Genomic DNA, 15,367 nt, shown 5'->3' on the forward strand with positions numbered 1-15,367 from the left:
TCGGAATGTTTCGCAACATCCAGATTTCCGGAGACCAGGGGCGTCTCACCTCAACGACACGCCAGCCCTCTGACCAGACACTGCCCGCTCACCTCGAAGAGCCCCTATCGCCGCATTCGCCCTGGGTGTGTTCGTGTATGCGCTCATCAAATCTGGGCGCATCGACCACGTGCTGCCGCACCCCCTTCGGTGGGTGATGGCAGCGCAAGCCCTGGTCCTGCTCGCTGCAGGATGTGTGCCACTGACCGTTCCGCACAGCTACGTCACCGTCCCGATCGCTTTCATGGCCGGTGTACAACTGGGTCTGTTCAGAAACATCGGCGACTTCAATTACGTCGCGATCGCGACCACCGGGAACCTCATGCGCCTCGTAGAGTCGGCTTTCGGCGGTGTCATCGACAAAGACCCCGTTGCCATCACAGCATTCGGGATCTACGTACGGGTGATCGGGATCTTCGCGGGCGGGGCCGTCATCGGGGCGTTCGCCACCCTGGCATGGCATTAACACTCCGCTTGGATACCAGCTGCCCTGCTGGCCCTGACTCTGGCACTGTTCATCCTCGACGAACGGCAGCGGTAGTCGTTCCACCCCGTACGTGGATCGAAGGCGTTGAGTATTGCGGCCCACGCCGAGACCATCGGTCTCGGTTCCCGATTAGAGTAGCGAAGGTCACGGACATCGAAGTGGGAGACGAGTATGGACGACGACCGCGCACTCGCGGGCGAACTGGCCACCGCGGCAGGGCGTTTGCTGCTCGATATCCGCGCGAACAGCGGACTGGCGGGTAAGGAACTCGGTGACGCAGGCGACCAGCGGTCCAACGAACTGCTGATTCGCCGGCTGGCCGAGGAACGACCCGACGACGCGGTGCTCTCCGAGGAGTCGGCCGACGACAAGTCGCGGCTGAGCGCCGCACGGGTGTGGATCGTCGATCCGGTCGACGGCACCCGCGAATACGGCAAGGGCGACCGGGCCGACTGGGCGGTGCACGTGGCGCTGTGGTCGTCGGCAGACGGCGGCGGCCTGATCGCGGGTGCGGTGGCGTTGCCGGCGCTGGGCGTCACCTACGTCGACGATCCCGGGCCGGTCCCGCCGACAACAGGTCTGGCGAGTTCACCGAAGGGTGACCGGCCGCGGGTGGTCGTCAGCAGCTCACGGCCACCGGCCTTCTCGCAGCCGGTGGCCGACGCCATCGGCGGCGAGGTGCTGTCGATGGGGTCGGCGGGGGCCAAGGCGATGGCGGTGGTGCGCGGCGAGGCCGACGCCTACGTGCACTCCGGTGGCCAGTATGAGTGGGACTCGGCGGCGCCGGTCGCCGTGGCACAGGCAAAAGGCTTGTGGTGCGGGCGCATCGACGGCTCGCCGCTGGTGTACAACCGCGACGACACCTATCTTCCCGACCTGGTGATCTGCCGTCCCGAACTCACCGAGCAGATCATCGCGGTGACCGCTGCTGGTTGAGAACCTTCGGTCAGTTCGGTAGGCGTCCGGCGACGAGGTCGGCGATGAGCGCACCGGGGTAGCCGGGACACACGGAGTTGTAGATGTCGATGGCCACCCCGAGTCGGGTGCTGTCGGCGGTGGCGCCGTTGGCGCGCAACACCGCCGCCTGGGTCGACCGATCGAGTGTCACGAACTGGCTGCACGTCATCGTCGTTGCGTTCGGTGGCGCGGGCACGTCGCTGATCGGTGCGTCGGTGCTCGAATCGGGTTCGGTCGAATCCGGTTCTGTCGCATCGGGAGCTGGGGAGTCGGTGGTGGCGTCGGGGTCGGTGGTCGTCGTGGAGATCGACGCGGCGGCCGGGTCGGCCACCGGGTCGCCGCTGACGGTGCACGCGGGCACCGCCGCGAACACCACCGCGGCGAGCGCGATCATTGCCACCCGGATTCGGCGGGTCCTCATGGATGTCCCTGTGGTCATGCGTGACTCCTCGCCGGTGCCAGCCCCGACAGCACCGACGTCAACGCGGCACGCAGGTCGGTGACCTCGATACGCATCAGCTGCTCGTGTGAGAGCGACTCGAGATCGCCCGTCGCCGACAGCCGGTGTTCGCGTTCCTCTTCGGCCGCCTCGATGACATTGCGGATGAACCGTCCGTTGCCGGCCAGGTCGGTGGCCCGTTGCGGACCCGAGGCATGCCGGCGCACATCGTGATACATCGGTGTGCAGGCCTGCTCGAGTTCGGCGACGGCGTCCTCGGTGAGGATCGAGTCGCGGCGGGCGGCGATGAATTCGCCGATGCGCGCCAGTTCTTCGGGTGTGTAGGACTCGAACCGGATACGGCGTGCGAAGCGTGAGGCCAACCCGTCGTTCGCCGCGAGGAAGCGGTCGATCTCGGCGTCGTAGCCGGCAATGATCACGACGAGCCGATCGCGGTCGTCCTCCATCCGGGCGAGCAGCGCGTCGACGGCTTCGCGACCGAACGCGTCACCGCCGGAGAGTCCCTGCTGGATCAGGGTGTAGGCCTCGTCGATGAACAGGACACCGTCCATCGCGGAGTCGATGAGCGCCGCGGTCTTGATGGCGGTGGAACCCAGGTGTTCACCGACGAGGTCGCGGCGCGTCGCCTCGATCACCTTGTCGGACTTGATGAATCCGAGTCCGCAGTACAGCTTGGCGATCACGCGGGCGACGGTGGTCTTGCCGGTGCCGGGTGGTCCGGTGAATGCCAGGTGCAGGCTGCGCGCCGACGTCGACAGTCCGCGGTCGGCGCGGATCCTCGCCAGCGTGGCCGCCGACTGCAGCTTGGCCACCTGCTCTTTGACCGAGGCGAGTCCGATCTGGGCGTCGAGTTCTTGCTGGGCCTGCGTCACGAGGTCCTCGGATCCGGGCGCCGAGCCCGACGACGTGTCCGGGGCGGGCACGGACGCCGGATCCCACCGGTCGCTGCGGGCCTCGATCTGCTCGGCGCTGGTGACGCTCAGCCGGATCGTCGGACTGCGCATCGCCTCGCCCGCCGCACCGAATGCCGGATCACGCGCAAACGCCTGCTCGAAGGCATTGCGCGCCTTGTCTTCCTGGCCCTCCTCGCGGAGGGCGAGGCCGAGGGCGAACAGGGCACGGGTCGCACAGGCGGCGATCGGACCGTCGACGGCTCGCTGCAGACGGCGCGACCCCTCACCGAACATGCCCAGCTGGACACAGGCGCTGCCGCCCATGTAGTCCGCGGCGGTCCGCAGATAGTCGTCGGTCCAGGTGTCGGCATGCGGCAGCGCGGTCAGGACGTCCGGCCAGCGCTGCGCCGAGAAATGCAGGACGGCCGTCATGAATTCGACGATGGGGGAGCCGGCGCGGATCTGCGCGAGCACCTCGGCCGCCCCGGCGAGGTCGTGGCCGCGGATGAGGGTGGCGGCGTAGGCGGCGGTGGCGTGGTCGGCGTCGATGAGGGGGTAGTCGATGAACATCCCCGTGTACCAGCGGCCGACGAGGAGTCCCGGCGGCAGCCCGAGCCGCCGCTGCTCGCGACCGAGCGCGTCGCGATTGCGGTAGATCGCCAGCAGGGCCTCGTTCACCCCGTCACCGGAGCCGCCGGTGGCGGCCGGCCCGCATGCGAGCCGCCCGATCCACGCATCGGCCATGCCGGGATCCCACTCGGTCGCCCGGGTGAACGCGAGCGCGGCCTGCTCCGGATTGTCGATCGGTTCGGTGCCCTCGACCGGAATACCCATCGACAGCACACCGAGTTCGAACAGCTGCCGTGCCCTACCGACGTCGATCATCGAACCTCCCCCTATGCCGGCCCCAGCCGGTCCCGCAGACAGCGTAATCGGTGGTGCGCGTCACCGTGGGGTGATGCGCGACGACGGCACCGACGCCGGCGGATCGGCGGTGGGTGGGGCGTCGGGGTGCACGTCTAGAATGGCCTGGTGAGCGATCAGACTCAGGTGGACACCGTCACCGCAGCCGCCCAGACGCCCGATCATCCCCAGCCCTACCGAGAGCTCGGCCTCAAGGACGACGAGTACGAGCGCATCCGCGAGATCCTCGGACGCCGTCCCACCGACGCCGAGCTGGCGATGTATTCGGTGATGTGGTCCGAGCACTGCTCCTACAAGTCGTCGAAGGTGCATCTGCGCTACTTCGGCGAGACGACCACCGACGAGATGCGGTCGGGGATGCTCGCCGGGATCGGTGAGAACGCCGGCGTCGTCGACGTCGGCGACGGTTGGGCGGTGACGTTCAAGGTCGAGTCCCACAACCATCCGAGTTATGTCGAGCCGTATCAGGGCGCGGCGACCGGTGTCGGCGGCATCGTCCGCGACATCATGGCGATGGGCGCCCGGCCGATCGCGGTGATGGACCAGCTGCGCTTCGGCCCGGCCGACGCCCCCGACACCCGCCGCGTCGTCGACGGGGTGGTGCGCGGGGTCGGCGGCTACGGCAACTCGCTCGGCCTGCCCAACGTCGGCGGGGAGACCGTGTTCGACGCCAGCTACGCCGGCAATCCGCTGGTCAACGCGCTGTGCGCGGGCGTGCTGCGCACCGAGGACCTGCACCTGGCCTTCGCCAGCGGCGCAGGCAACAAGATCATCCTGTTCGGTGCGCGCACCGGGCTCGACGGCATCGGCGGGGTGTCGGTGCTGGCGTCGGAGACCTTCGACGACAGCGGTGACGCTGCGGGTCCCAATCGCAAGAAGTTGCCGAGCGTGCAGGTCGGTGACCCGTTCACCGAGAAGGTGCTCATCGAATGCTGTCTGGAGCTCTATCACGCCGGGCTCGTGATCGGCATCCAGGATCTCGGTGGAGCCGGTTTGTCTTGCGCCACTTCCGAATTGGCTGCTGCCGGCGATGGCGGCATGCGCATCGACCTGGAGCAGGTGCCGATGCGCGCGGTCGGCATGACGCCCGCCGAGGTGCTCTCCAGCGAATCGCAGGAGCGGATGTGTGCGGTGGTGGCCCCGGAGAACGTCGAGGCGTTCATGGCCGTGTGCCGCAAGTGGGATGTGCTGGCCACGGTGATCGGTGAGGTGACCGACGGCGACCGCCTCGAGATCACCTGGCACGGGGAGACCGTCGTCGACGTGCCCCCGCGCACCGTCGCCCACGAGGGGCCCGTCTACGAGCGTCCGGTGGCGCGGCCGGACTGGCAGGACGAGGTCTCCGCGTCGACCACGGCGTCGCTGGCGCGGCCCGCGACCGCCGACGAGCTGCGGGCGACGCTGCTGACGATGCTAGCCTCCCCGGCACTGTGCAGCCGCAAGTTCATCACCGAGCAGTACGACCGGTACGTGCGTGGCAACACCGTGCTCGCCGAGAACGCCGACTCGGGCGTGATCCGCATCGACGAGCGCACCGGCCGCGGCATCGCGCTGGCCACCGACGCGTCGGGCCGCTATACCTACCTCGACCCGTACCGCGGCGCACAGCTCGCGCTGGCCGAGGCCTACCGCAACGTCGCCGCGTCGGGCGCCACGCCCAAGGCCGTCACCAACTGCCTCAACTTCGGGTCACCCGAGGACCCGGCGGTGATGTGGCAGTTCCAGCAGGCGGTCCGTGGGCTCGCCGACGGGTGTGCACAGCTGGGCATCCCGGTGACCGGCGGCAACGTGAGCTTCTACAACCAGACCGGCGCGACCGCGATCCTGCCGACGCCGGTCGTCGGTGTGCTCGGCGTCCTCGACGACGTCGCGCGCCGCCTGCCCACCGGCTTCGGCACCGAGCCCGGGGAGACCCTCATCCTCCTCGGACAGACCCGCGACGAGTTCGACGGCTCGATCTGGGCGCAGGTCGCCCACGATCACCTCGGCGGGGTGGCGCCGTCGGTGGACCTCGATCACGAGAAGCTGCTGAGCGACATCCTCACCGCGGCCTCGCGTGACGGACTGGTCTCGGCCGCCCACGACATCTCCGAGGGCGGCCTGATCCAGACAGTCGTCGAATCGGCCCTTGCCGGGGAGACCGGCTGCCGCGTCCTGTTGCCCGAGGACGCCGACCCCTTCGTCTGGTTGTTCTCCGAATCGTCCGGGCGGGTGCTGGTGGCGGTGCCGCGCACCGAGGAGTCGCGCTTCGTGGCGATGCTCGACGCCCGCGGCATGCCGTGGACGCGCATCGGCGTGGTCGATCAGGGCAGCGACGCCGTCAGCGTCCAGGACCAGTTCGAGGTGCCGCTCGACGAACTCCGCGAGGTCTACGAAGGAACGCTTCCGCGGCTGTTCGGGTGAGCCGCGGGGGTATGCGCCGTCCGGCGTTCTCGGTGCCGGGCCGACCTGCGCGTCGGTGACCGCGCCGGGCTCGTGTGCTTCGATGGCGGCACCGCAGTGCTGTCGTGCTGTCGTGGAGACCTCGCGATGGCCGGCACGGAACCAACAGAGAGGCCCTGTCACATGACCGCTCCGATCGGCGGCTCGGGACCGCAGCCGTACGGCCAGCCACCCGTATACGGGCAGCAGCACCCGGGATATGGGCCGAATGTCTACGGCCAGAATCCGTTTGGTGCCCAGCCGCAGCGGCAGGCGGCACCCGGTACCGCGTACGCGACTGCGGCGCTCGCCATTCTCGGCGCGCTCTACATGCTGCTGGACCTCGGCCTGGTCGTGGTGTGGAACGCCAGCCACCACTTCGAGGTGCTCCGGTATGGCAGTCCCGCGCAAGCCCTCGCCCTCATCCTGCTGGTGATCATGCTCGGGCTCCTTGGGGCCGGGGGAGTCCTCGTCCTCGTCCGACGCCCCGCCGGCCGGATCCTCGTCGTCGTCGGCGCCGGGCTCTATGTGCTCCAGTTTCTGGGATGGTGCGTGTACTGGATGGTCGCCTACGGCGTACCCGGGCCCGACTCCATCATGGTGACGCAGGGACTGATCATGGGGACGCAGGGACTGCCCCACGTCCCCAACCTTGGTGTCCTCGACCTCCTGCTTCTCGTCTTCCCGATCGTCACCGCGGTCCTCGCGTTGTTGCCGTCGACGTCCCGGTGGCTACGAGCACGTCCGCAACGCGGTCCGGTGCCGAGCGGGCCTCCGCGCTGGTGACTGCGCCGGGCTCGTGTGCTTCGATGGAGCGAATCGCATCGTCGTTGTGCTGTCGTGAATACCCCGCGATGGCCGGCACCGAACCAACAGAGAGGCCCCGCCACCATGACCACTCCACCCGACGACCCCGGGTCGCAGCCGTACGGTCAGCAATCCAACCCGGGCTCGTCACCGTGGGACAAGACGGTCTACGGCGGCGTCCCGCAACCCCCGGCTCCTGGCCAGTCTTCCCCTGACCAGCCCGTCTACGGACAGCAGCAGCCGACCTATGGACAGCAGCAGCCGACCTATGGACAGCAGCAGCCGACCTATGGGCAGCAGCCGACCTATGGGCAGCAGCCGACCTATGGACAGCAACCGGTCTACGGCCAGCAGCCCGTGTACGGCCAGCAACCCGCATATGGTCAACCCGCCTACCCGCAAAACCCTCTCGGAGACCCGTATGCCGCAAAGCCATCCAGTGGGACTGCGATAGCCGCGGCCGTCCTGGCATTCCTCGGTGGTGTGGGAGCCATCGTGGGTATCGTCGGCGCGATCGCGGTGATCGTCGCGATCTCGGCGCTGACCACCTCCAGCGAACTCGACAAGATTCCCGGGTGGTACTCGGCAATTCTCGTGATCCAGATCATCATCGACATCGTCCTCGCGGTGCTGTTGATCTGGGGTGGCGTAGCAGTGCTCCGGCACAAGATGATCGGACGGATCCTCGTCGTCGCCGGCTGCGCCGTGTCGATCGTGTTCGGCATCGTCGGTGCCATCGCGGGCATCGCCGTCCGGGCCGCGCTGTCCGACAACGGCGTCAGCGGCGGCTTCGGTACGGGCGCACTCGGATTCGTGGGGCTGGTCTTCCCGATCGTCACCGCGATCCTGGTGCTGCTGCCTTCGACCACCGAATGGATCAAGGCGCGCTGATCTGATCAGCGTCCCGCGCGCCGATCAGTCTGTGGCCGAACCGAATCGGGCGGCCACCCCCGCCGGATCGTCGACGGTGATCTGATCGGCCCGCAACCCGACGGCGCGGGTGATACCCGGGTCGTCGGCACCGGCGAATGTGTAGACATCCACTTGTCGTGCAGCGGCGTGGAATTCGGCGACCAGATCGACACCGCGGTCCGCCGCGGTCAGCACCAGCCGCTTGTCGAGGTAGATGGTGTCGGCGCGCGGGGACGCGGCGACGGCCTTCTCGACGAAACGCCGAAACCGCCGCCACCGCAACACCCGATCGACCGCACCGTGGTGGCACGGGTCGTATCCGACCCGTAGCCCGGGCGCCGCGTCGGTGAGGATGCGGACCGCCTCCGCGTCCTCACATGAAAGAATTGCGTTGCCCGCGAATGGGCCGACGGCCTCGGCGAACCGCTCGACCACCCGCGCGTCGAGATCGGGTGCGGACTGCTTGAAATCCAACTGCAGCAATGCTTTCGGGTCGACGTCGGTGAGCAGGCCGGCCAGATCGTCGAGGAGCAGCACCTTCTCCGTGGTGGGGCGGCCCTCGTTGTCCCGCAGCGATAACGACCGCAGATATGACGCCGACGCCGCGGCGACGGTGCCGGTGCCGGTGGTCGCCGAGTCGAGCGTCTGATCGTGCAGGACCGCGAAGCCGGGTGGGTTTGCCTGCCCGCGGTGGATCAGCAGGTCCACCTCCACGCTCGCCCCGGCCCGCATGCCCTCGACGATCCGACTTCTGGTGAACGGCGCATCGTCGGCATGCTTGCGGGCCCGATGCCATTTGAGTCGGGTGCGGTGACCGCCGGACGTGACGGCGACCGGCTCGGAGGTACTCATCGCGGCGCACTCTACCGGCGTCAGTTGGCGAAAACGTGTACAGCGAAGTGAAACGTGTTCTAGTTTCGGCTCATGACGTTGCGCGTGGTGGAGTGGTCGACCGGAACCGTCGGACGGCATGCGATCGCCGGGATCGATGCCCATCCCGATCTCGAACTGGTCGGTGTGTGGGTCTCCGATCAGGCCAAGGTCGGCAAGGATGCCGGTGAACTCGCCGGGCTCGGTCGCGAACTCGGGGTGACGGCGACCAATGATCGCGACGCCCTGATCGCGCTCGCCCCCGATGCCATCGTGCACACAGCGATGACCGACGACCGCATCTTCGAAGCCATCGACGACCTGATCTCGTTCGTCGAGGCCGGCATCAACGTGGTGTCGAGCGGCCCGGTGGTGCTGCAGTTCCCCTACGGCATCCTCGATCAGAAACTCCTCGACCGGATCACGGCCGCCGGCACCGCCGGCAACGCCAGTCTCCACGTGAACGGCATCGATCCCGGATTCGCCAATGATGCGCTGCCACTGGCCATGACGAGCCTGTCGCAGCGAATCGACGAAGTGCGCTGTCTCGAGATCGCGGATTACTCGACGTATTACCAGCCCGTGGTCATGCGCGACATCTTCGGATTCGGGCAACCGATGGACGCGACGCCCCTGCTGTTGATGCCCGGTGTCCTGGCCATGGGCTGGGGCAGCGTCGTCCGGCAACTCGCCGCCGGACTCGGTCTGACACTCGACGAACCCCTGATCGAGCGGCACGAGCGGGTCGCCGCCGACCGCGACTACTCGACGTTGTCCGTGGAAATCGCCGAAGCCACCATGGCCGCATTGCATTTCGAGGTCGTCGGGCAGGTCGGCGGGGTGGACCGGATCGTCGTAGAGCATTACACCCGCACGCACCCCGAGCAGTGCCCGGACTGGCCGCGCCCGGCGGAGGGGGAGGGCTGCTATCGCATCCACATCAGTGGCGAGCCGGAGATGTCGGTCGAATTCACCCATCAGGGTGAGCATGGCGACCACAACGTCTCCGGCATGATCGTGACGGCCATGCGACTGGTGAATTCGGTTGCAGCCGTGGTGGACGCGCAACCCGGACTCGTCACGGCGCTCGACCTCGGGCTGATAACGGGCAGGGGACTCGTGGCCCGGACCGCGTCGGCCGCCCTGGGGTAGGCAGACCGCCAGTTCGCCACCCGTTCCGGCGACGTCCGAGCGGGACGCGCGTTGCGGCGGCAGCCATCTAACTTTGGTTATGCTAACCTTTGCCGCCATGGTCACGGAGCAAGTCGTCAGCCCGCCGGTCACACGCGGCCGCGCCGCCGTCCGACGCCGGCGCGTCACGCGAAAACCGATCCGCCGCGCCCTGATCGTCAGCCACCGCTGGGGTTCGATCGTGCTGGGCTTGTTACTGGTGGTCGTGTGCACCAGCGGCGCGATCCTCGTGTACGAGCCCGAGTTGGCACGCGCCACGAAGTCCGCTCTGTTCACCAGCACCGACACCGGCCACCAGGTGGGATTCACCAGCGCCATGGCATCGGTACATGCCGCCGATCCCTCCTTCGACGCCGCGTACCTGTCGCTCAAGGACGGCGTCTATTTCATCAGTTCGTCCGACACCGCGGCCGGCACCTGGGCGGTCGATGCCGGCACCGGAAAGATCAACGGCCACGGCAACATCGACGACGGGATTCTGGGATTCCTGGTCAACCTGCACGACTGCGGCCTGACCTGTGAGGGCTATCCCGGATATGTCGCCTGGCTGGCGAAGCCGTCGGTGATGGCCGACTGGGGATGGTTCACCGCCGACATGACCTGGGGCGCCGTGCTCCTCGGGGTCAGCGGAGCGCTCCTGGTGTTCCTGGCGATCTCGGGCATCGTCATCTGGTATCCCGGACTCCGGCGCTGGCGCAACGGGTTCCGCGTCCGGGTCGGCAAGGGGCGGTTCGCCCGGGACGCCGACCTGCACAACGTCATCGGCATCGTCGCCGCCGTCCCGCTGCTCATCTGGGGACTGACCGGGATGAACTTCGAGATCTCCGGCGTGGGCAAGGTGTGGTACGCGGCCACCGGCGGCATCGCACCCACCGACGACGCCTACGACATGCCGGCGCCGGGCTCCGCCGACGGCCCGCGGATCTCCCTCGATCAGGCCATCGATGCCGCGCAGGCGCACTATCCGGGTTCCCGTGCAACGTGGGTGGGCATGCCGTCAGAGGGGGCGGAGTACTATTCGGTGGATCTGCTTGTCGGAGAATCGGATCTGTGGTCGGGCGGTGCCACTTATCACGGTAACCGCGAGCTCGGTGTCGACGCCCATGACCCGGCGGTGATCAAGGAGTTCTCGGGTGCGCCGAAGACCGTCTCCAATGCGATCGCCGACGATTGGGCGCAGCCGACGCTGCACTACGGGGTGTCGGTGAACGGGTGGTGGCGGGCCCTGTGGTTCGTCTTCGGGCTGACGCCGCTGATGCTCATGATCACCGGGCTGAGTACCTGGCAGATTCGGCAACGCAACGCCCGTCGGCGACGTCGCCGGACCCGCGAGCGTGCCGCCGCGCCGGTGTCCGCGGCATGAACTCCTCGGTGGCGCTGGGTATTTCGGTGAGCTGTCTGGTTGCGGCCTTGTGGTCGCTGCGTGGGCTCGTGTCCCGGTCGTCGGTGGCGTGGCCGGCACGGGTGACCTTGGTTGTGGCGCTCGCCGTGATCGCCTGGACGGCGGGCGGTCTGGTGATGTGGGCGCTGGGCCGGGATGCACCGGCACGTCCCGGGGTGTTCCTCGGCTATGCGGCCACCGCGGTCGGCCTTGCCGCACTGGGTATTCCGGTGACCGGGAACCTCGGTCCACGCGCCGGGGCGGTGGTACGCGCCGTGGTGCTCGCGTTGCTCGCCTTCGTGTGTTGGCGCACCGAGTCCGTATGGCTGATCGGACCGTCCGGCGCCGGTCGGTGAAACATGCCATCGGGCGCGGTGGGTCAGACGATGCACCGGTGTGCGCTACCACACGTGGCCGACAGAATTCGTCCTTCGATAGCGACTCGAAACATGTTGTCCACAATCGGTATTCGGTCCACAGATCCCGACAAGATCGTGGGTGATTGTCGGTGGGTTCGCGTAGTATGGACACATCGAATTGATCACCAAGGGGGGCACCATGATTGTCGACACCACTGTTGAAAGCGCTGTTACCGCAGCTATTCTGGCCGGCGTTGTCGACCTGCTCGCCGAGCTGCGCACGGGCCCGGATGTGACCGGGCCGCAAGCACACGCCGCGCTGCAGCAGATTCTGCTGATCCGCAATCTCGCCGACCACCATGCGGCCACGTTGACCGGTGATCTTGACCGCCTCGATGTCGCCGACGGCAAGGGTCGCCGGTTGCGGGAACTATTGGTCGTGATGGGGTGCGCGCCCGCGGTCGCCTCGCGATTTGTGCGGATCGGTACTGCCACCGACATCGACCCACTCCTGCGCCGGGCCGCCGACGGCGCCATCTCGTCCGAACACGCCGACGCGATCGTGCGGGGGCTGTCGCACATCGAATCGCGGTCGGCCGAGCCCGTCGACGCCGACCTGCGGTCAGCACAGTTGATGTCACTGATGTCGTGGTCGTCGGCGGGCATGACGCCGGCGCAGATCTCCGATCATGCCCGTACCATCGCGAATGAGCTCGCCGCCGACACCGACGATGGCAAACCTGCCGCCGAAGACAAGTCGATCAACGAACTCGGCTACCACAAAACCGATGATGGCCGCCTCGATGTACGCGCCAACCTCGATGCCGTTGCCGGGGAAAAACTGCACAGTCTCGTCGAAGCGCTGTCGGCGCCGAAACCGCAACCCGACGGCTCGCATGATCCGCGGCCAGGACAACACAGGCGCGCCGATGCCTTCGAATCCATTCTCGAGCTCGCCGAGAAGGGTCTCGCTGACGAGACCGTGTCGTGCAAACCGACCGGCGGGGTCCTGTTGACCATCCCCGCTGATGCCCCGAAGTTTTCCGCTTTGGAGTTCATGGGATCGGTGACCCCTGCGACGGCAAAAGCGTTGGGTTGTGATGCCGGGATCACCGTCGTCATCGTCGACGGCGACGAGGTGCCGTTGAACGTCGGACGCGAAAAGCGGCTGTTCACCCCGGCACAGCGAAAAGCCTTGCTGCTGCGGGATAAGTGCTGCGTGAAATGCGGTGCACCCGCATCGCGCACCCAGGCACACCACCTCGTGTCATGGGTTGACGGTGGGGCTACCGACCTCGACAACGGCTGCCTGCTGTGCACCGCATGCCATCACGACGTCCATGACAGAGCCGGCGCCGGGAGCGCAGCGAGCGGGCCGAATGATCACTGGGATGTGGTGATGGGCTTCGACCGACATCCGTGGCTGATCCCACCCGCCACCGTCGACCCCAGACGGCGACCACAACCGGCCTACAACCGACGCACGCCACGACTCGACAGCGCTGCCTGAAACAGGCTCACCCACAAGACTTCCCGACCCCTGCACCCGGTCCGCCGGGACCGCAATTGTTGTTTGAGAACTTCATAGATAGGGCTTCGGCCCGGGGTCAGACAGCCCAGGAGTGCACCGGCTCGCCCTCGTGCATGTAGGTCACATAGTCGCCGAGCATCCCGCGCAGCGCGTCGGCGCGGTTCTCGCCGGCCGCTTCCCGGGCCTGCACCGCGCGCCGCTGCCACACCGATCCGGTCTGATGGCTGATACAGCGACCCTCGATCACCGAGAGGTAGCGGTCACGCGCCTTCGACGACACCCCGAAGGCCTGCAGCCCGTCGTCGGCGAGGGGCAGCAGCCGGCGCAGGGTCAGTTCGTCTGGGCGCACCCACCCGACGTCGGGCCAATACAGTTGCGACTCAAGGCCTGCGCGGGCACCGGCCTGCAGGTTCTCGGCAGCGGCGTTGAACGACATCTGCGACCACAGCGGTCGGTCGGTCTCCACCAGGCCGCGCACGACGCCGTAGTAGAAGGCGGCATTCGCCATGATGTCGACGACGGTCGGTCCGGCGGGCAGCACCCGGTTCTCGACGCGCAGATGCGCCTGGCCGTCGACGACCTCGTAGATGGGACGGTTCCATCGGTAGACGGTGCCGTTGTGCAGGCGCAGCTCATCGAGTGCCGGGATGCGTCCGACGTCGAGTTCGGTGAGCGGATCGATCTCAGTCGAGACCGGCAGCAGCGCAGGGAAGTAGCGGGTGTTCTCCTCGAAGAGATCGAAGATCGTGTTGATCCACCGCTCGCCGAACCAGACGCGCGGCCGCACCCCCTGATTCTTCAACTCCAGCGGCCGGGTGTCGGTGGCCTGCTCGAAGACCGGGATCCGGCTCTCATGCCACAGCGCGGTCCCCGCCAGGAACGGAGCGTTACCTGCGAGTGCCACCTGCACGCCGGCGATCGCCTGCGCCGCATTCCAGTGCGCCGCAAAGTCCTCGGGCGCCACGCGCAAATGCAACTGCAGCGACGTACACGCGGCCTCGGGCAGGATCGAATCGGTCGACGTGTGCAGGCGTTCGGTGCCGTGATGGTCGTCGAGCGGCATCCCGGTGATGTCGATCTCGATGTCCTCGCCGCGCGCGGCGAAGATCTGCTGATTCAACAAGTCATAGCGCGGGTTCGTCGAAATCCATTGACGGGCAAAGTGTTCGGTGCCCAAGGTGGGGAGCATGCCGACCATGACGAGATGCGTACCGACCCGGCTCGCCCGCTGCTCGGCACGGTTCAACGAGGTGCGCAGCCCCTGCTCGAGCGACATCGTGTCATCGCTGACGAAGGGGCGCGGCGAAACGTTGATCTCGATGTTGAACCGGCCGAGTTCGGTCTGATAGTCCGGGTCGGCAATGGCGTCGAGCACCTCGGCGTTGGCCATCGCCGGATTCATGTCGGCGTCGACCAGGTTGAGCTCGACCTCCATGCCCAGCAGCGGTTCGGGGGGCCGGCCGTGGTCGGTGAACAGCCCCTCGGCCAGCATCCGCGCGATCGCCTCGGTGCCCCGGCCGACCTGCGTGCGGAAACGCATGCGGTCGGCCCCGGTGAATTGCTGTGCGCTCACGTCGGTGCCCATGGACCAATCCTGCCCGCGCGTCGGGCGGATGTCTGCCGAAGAGCGCCGTCGCGACGACCGTGCATGATGACTGTGTGCCTGCACGTAAACCGATCGATCCGGCCGCGGCCCGCGCAGCGGTCCTCGAGGTGGCGGGATGGCTGCGCGACGCGGAGCTGCCCGCTCCGCCGCGGCCGGCGCTCGCGGCCGCGGTCCGTCTGACCGCCCGCACCCTCGAGGACATCGCACCCGGCAACTCGGTGGAGGTGCGGGTGCCGCCGTTCGTGGCCGTCCAATGCATCGAGGGGCCGCGGCACACGCGCGGAACGCCACCCAACGTCGTGGAGACCGATCCGCGTACGTGGCTGCGCCTGGTCGTCGGCGATGCGGAGTTCGCCGACGTCGTCGAATCCGGCGCGGTGAACGCGTCGGGCAGCCGGGCCGACGAGGTGGCGCGATGGCTGCCGCTGGTGCCGGTGGCGCCCGGGTCGCCGTGACCTCGACCGGCAGGGCCCCGGGCCGTTATGACGCCGCTCACCCGGCGGAATATCGCCGGGCGTGTCGTCGCTGC

General features: G+C 67.8%; 14 protein-coding genes. 10 read left to right on the forward strand and 4 right to left on the reverse strand.

The genetic code is table 11. From position 1 onward, the window contains the following. Positions 1-106: 106 nt before the first annotated feature. Together ACPXB3_RS19740 and ACPXB3_RS19745 are read left to right on the forward strand one after the other, a co-directional pair. Positions 107-505, forward strand: a complete 399-nt coding sequence (locus tag ACPXB3_RS19740) for a DUF1275 family protein (RefSeq protein ID WP_425729246.1) — start codon at positions 107-109, stop codon at positions 503-505. 192 nt (positions 506-697) lie between these two features. Next, positions 698-1,462, forward strand: a complete 765-nt coding sequence (locus tag ACPXB3_RS19745) for a 3'(2'),5'-bisphosphate nucleotidase CysQ (RefSeq protein ID WP_425729196.1) — start codon at positions 698-700, stop codon at positions 1,460-1,462. A 10-nt stretch (positions 1,463-1,472) separates the two neighbouring features. Here ACPXB3_RS19745 and ACPXB3_RS19750 read toward each other — a convergent pair whose 3' ends face one another. Together ACPXB3_RS19750 and eccA are read right to left on the reverse strand one after the other, a co-directional pair. Then, the gene (locus tag ACPXB3_RS19750) at positions 1,473-1,922 is read right to left on the reverse strand and encodes a hypothetical protein (RefSeq protein WP_425729198.1); all 450 of its coding nucleotides are present in this window, start codon (positions 1,920-1,922) and stop codon (positions 1,473-1,475) included. Next, positions 1,919-3,721 carry a type VII secretion AAA-ATPase EccA gene (eccA, locus tag ACPXB3_RS19755; protein ID WP_425706282.1) on the reverse strand — a complete coding sequence of 601 codons (1,803 nt, stop codon included), beginning with the start codon at positions 3,719-3,721 and terminating at the stop codon, positions 1,919-1,921. Before eccA ends, ACPXB3_RS19750 begins: the two co-directional genes overlap by 4 nt. Before the next feature lie 147 nt (positions 3,722-3,868). Here eccA and purL point away from each other — a divergent pair, with 147 nt between their 5' ends. From purL to ACPXB3_RS19770, 3 genes are all read left to right on the forward strand, one after another. Further along, positions 3,869-6,163, forward strand: a complete 2,295-nt coding sequence (purL, locus tag ACPXB3_RS19760) for a phosphoribosylformylglycinamidine synthase subunit PurL (protein WP_425729200.1) — start codon at positions 3,869-3,871, stop codon at positions 6,161-6,163. A 162-nt stretch (positions 6,164-6,325) separates the two neighbouring features. After that, on the forward strand, positions 6,326-6,967 hold the full coding sequence (locus ACPXB3_RS19765; RefSeq protein ID WP_425729202.1) for a hypothetical protein: 642 nt from the start codon (positions 6,326-6,328) through the stop codon (positions 6,965-6,967). A gap of 105 nt (positions 6,968-7,072) precedes the next feature. Beyond that, the gene (locus tag ACPXB3_RS19770; RefSeq protein ID WP_425729204.1) at positions 7,073-7,879 is read left to right on the forward strand and encodes a hypothetical protein; all 807 of its coding nucleotides are present in this window, start codon (positions 7,073-7,075) and stop codon (positions 7,877-7,879) included. Positions 7,880-7,903: 24 nt separating this feature from the next. On the opposite strand, the gene ACPXB3_RS19775 is transcribed toward ACPXB3_RS19770, so the two are convergent. Then, positions 7,904-8,752 (reverse strand): glycerophosphodiester phosphodiesterase, encoded by an 849-nt coding sequence (locus tag ACPXB3_RS19775; RefSeq protein WP_425729206.1) that lies wholly within the window; start codon positions 8,750-8,752, stop codon positions 7,904-7,906. A gap of 72 nt (positions 8,753-8,824) precedes the next feature. On the opposite strand from ACPXB3_RS19775, the gene ACPXB3_RS19780 reads away from it, so the two are divergent. The 4 genes from ACPXB3_RS19780 to ACPXB3_RS19795 all read left to right on the forward strand — a co-directional run bounded on the left by ACPXB3_RS19780 (position 8,825) and on the right by ACPXB3_RS19795 (position 13,211). Then, the gene (locus ACPXB3_RS19780) at positions 8,825-9,922 is read left to right on the forward strand and encodes a diacylglycerol kinase (protein ID WP_425706277.1); all 1,098 of its coding nucleotides are present in this window, start codon (positions 8,825-8,827) and stop codon (positions 9,920-9,922) included. Positions 9,923-10,100: 178 nt separating this feature from the next. Beyond that, entirely contained in the window at positions 10,101-11,324 is a 1,224-nt protein-coding gene (locus ACPXB3_RS19785; protein WP_425729248.1) for a PepSY-associated TM helix domain-containing protein, read from the forward strand. Continuing rightward, positions 11,321-11,698: a hypothetical protein gene (locus ACPXB3_RS19790; protein ID WP_425706276.1), complete on the forward strand. Its 378-nt coding sequence runs from the start codon at positions 11,321-11,323 to the stop codon at positions 11,696-11,698. The genes ACPXB3_RS19785 and ACPXB3_RS19790 overlap by 4 nt, the downstream gene beginning before the upstream one ends. A 205-nt stretch (positions 11,699-11,903) precedes the next feature. Beyond that, entirely contained in the window at positions 11,904-13,211 is a 1,308-nt protein-coding gene (locus tag ACPXB3_RS19795; RefSeq protein WP_425729250.1) for a DUF222 domain-containing protein, read from the forward strand. Positions 13,212-13,308: 97 nt separating this feature from the next. Here ACPXB3_RS19795 and ACPXB3_RS19800 read toward each other — a convergent pair whose 3' ends face one another. Continuing rightward, a complete protein-coding gene (locus tag ACPXB3_RS19800; protein WP_425706275.1) occupies positions 13,309-14,817 on the reverse strand; it encodes a glutamate--cysteine ligase in 1,509 nt (502 codons plus the stop codon). A 74-nt stretch (positions 14,818-14,891) separates the two neighbouring features. Here ACPXB3_RS19800 and ACPXB3_RS19805 point away from each other — a divergent pair, with 74 nt between their 5' ends. Further along, positions 14,892-15,293 carry a sterol carrier family protein gene (locus ACPXB3_RS19805; protein WP_425706274.1) on the forward strand — a complete coding sequence of 134 codons (402 nt, stop codon included), beginning with the start codon at positions 14,892-14,894 and terminating at the stop codon, positions 15,291-15,293. The last annotated feature ends 74 nt before the right edge of the window (positions 15,294-15,367 follow it).

This window comes from Gordonia sp. DT219 (genome assembly GCF_049847065.1).
Taxonomy (GTDB): Bacteria; Actinomycetota; Actinomycetes; order Mycobacteriales; family Mycobacteriaceae; genus Gordonia.

Bases quoted from the DNA above. Each gene is read 5' to 3' on its own strand.
- ACPXB3_RS19790 (WP_425706276.1), top strand. From the start codon at position 11,321: ATGAACTCCTCGGTGGCGCTGGGTATTTCGGTGAGCTGTCTGGTTGCG.
- ACPXB3_RS19750 (WP_425729198.1), bottom strand. From the start codon at position 1,922: ATGACCACAGGGACATCCATGAGGACCCGCCGAATCCGGGTGGCAATG.
- ACPXB3_RS19780 (WP_425706277.1), top strand. From the start codon at position 8,825: ATGACGTTGCGCGTGGTGGAGTGGTCGACCGGAACCGTCGGACGGCAT.
- ACPXB3_RS19775 (WP_425729206.1), bottom strand. From the start codon at position 8,752: ATGAGTACCTCCGAGCCGGTCGCCGTCACGTCCGGCGGTCACCGCACC.
- ACPXB3_RS19800 (WP_425706275.1), bottom strand. From the start codon at position 14,817: ATGGGCACCGACGTGAGCGCACAGCAATTCACCGGGGCCGACCGCATG.
- ACPXB3_RS19745 (WP_425729196.1), top strand. From the start codon at position 698: ATGGACGACGACCGCGCACTCGCGGGCGAACTGGCCACCGCGGCAGGG.
- eccA (WP_425706282.1), bottom strand. From the start codon at position 3,721: ATGATCGACGTCGGTAGGGCACGGCAGCTGTTCGAACTCGGTGTGCTG.
- ACPXB3_RS19765 (WP_425729202.1), top strand. From the start codon at position 6,326: ATGACCGCTCCGATCGGCGGCTCGGGACCGCAGCCGTACGGCCAGCCA.
- ACPXB3_RS19770 (WP_425729204.1), top strand. From the start codon at position 7,073: ATGACCACTCCACCCGACGACCCCGGGTCGCAGCCGTACGGTCAGCAA.